Annotated in this window: 1 protein-coding gene; it reads left to right on the top strand. The window is 39.2% G+C overall.

What is annotated here, in order from left to right; translation table 11 throughout:
- The first annotated feature begins 1,059 nt into the window (after window positions 1–1,059).
- A complete protein-coding gene (locus tag FTT63_RS15420; protein WP_180192479.1) occupies window positions 1,060–1,248 on the top strand; it encodes a hypothetical protein in 189 nt (62 codons plus the stop codon).
- The last annotated feature ends 128 nt before the right edge of the window (window positions 1,249–1,376 follow it).

The following is a 1,376-nucleotide window of genomic DNA, read 5'->3' as shown; positions in this document are numbered from 1 at the left end:
CCTATTTAAGTGATGTGCTGAAAAGGTTGCCAACACATAAAGTGCCCCAAATAGAAGAATTACTACCTCACCGCTGGAAACCTGAACCCCGTTAAAACTTGGCGATGGCGTTCAGCGGATGCTTACCATACAACAGTGGCAATCCTTTCTGTAGAAGATTAAAAACAGCCTCCTCTGGGAGGTTTTTTAATATTTTTAATTTGGGGAGTGAATACTTGATAGGCCTGACAGATAAGCAACAAGGGTCTGTAGCCGTTCCTGGTCTCTTTTTTCTAGCTCCCTTACAAGTGCAGCAAATGTTCTACAGTGCATGTTTTTGGGTTTTTGATGTATCGACCACTCTCTAAGGTCTTGTGACCATTGCAAGCGATTCCGTAGCCGTCTGACACGTAGTAGTGGTAAATCAGACTTATTCCATTGTTGTGACATGTAGTTGAGTTGCTGGCATTGTCTGCAAGCGTACGTACTGCATCTAAAATATAGTTTGGTACAGCGTTTACCGCATGAGCATAAAAACCAAAATCTTACACCGCCGTAGTTACAAGCTGAGTGAGTTAAGTCCAGATTAAACCGACCGTAGTCATTACTCGCAGTAATGCTGATATTTCTATGTTGTTTCAGGTATTCATCACTGAATAAACTTCTCAGATTAAGCTGCTTAATGCTTATAAAACCATAATTCTCTACGCTACCTTTCGACATAAAACACCATGCATTTGCTTAATTATTTAGGCGATCAAATTAAGCCTAACATTATATTCTGTGAACTTCCCACCTCATAAAGAGAGTGATAGAGCTAGATTAGAACCTATCAAAACCTATTATTCCAGACGGCGTAAATCCTAAGTAATCCTAAGGTTGAACCTGAAATCATTATGGCACCATTACGGCATGTTTTTCTGCTGCACTGTTAGCAATTGTTAAGGTTTGAACCTGATAAAACCTGAAATTAGGACGCATGTAATCACTACATTTCTTCAATTTGCGAAACAATCCTATGGAAGAAGCGTTTATTCAATAAAAAAGCCCGCACATCGGGGGCGATATACAGGCCATTGCATGAACAAGCCTAACGATACGCCCAAAACTCGCTATGAGAAAAAGCGCAAGCAAAAGCTAGTCAGCTTCAATACTGAGAATTCACACGATGCCGATCTATTGGCCTATGCTAATAAACTGGATGATTTTAGCGGATGGGCTAAAGAACAATTGAATGAAGATATGAAGAAAAAGAAAGGCTCACAATAGTGTAATGCCAGTCAGTTAAGCAAATTTTAGTAAAATGTAGTAAAAATGAGTGTATGTAAATACGCTCATTTTTTTTATGTCTTTATCTGAACATTTAGAATCCACTCTTGAACATGCTCTCCCATCAC

The organism is Acinetobacter sp. C15 (genome assembly GCF_013420645.1).
Classification (GTDB): Bacteria; Pseudomonadota; Gammaproteobacteria; order Pseudomonadales; family Moraxellaceae; genus Acinetobacter; species Acinetobacter indicus.
The sequence above is the reverse complement of the archived record's forward strand: the minus strand, read 5'-3'. Positions and strand labels throughout refer to the sequence as shown.

Excerpts from the sequence above, each read along its gene's own strand:
- FTT63_RS15420 (WP_180192479.1), top strand. The coding sequence starts at position 1,060 with ATGAACAAGCCTAACGATACGCCCAAAACTCGCTATGAGAAAAAGCGC.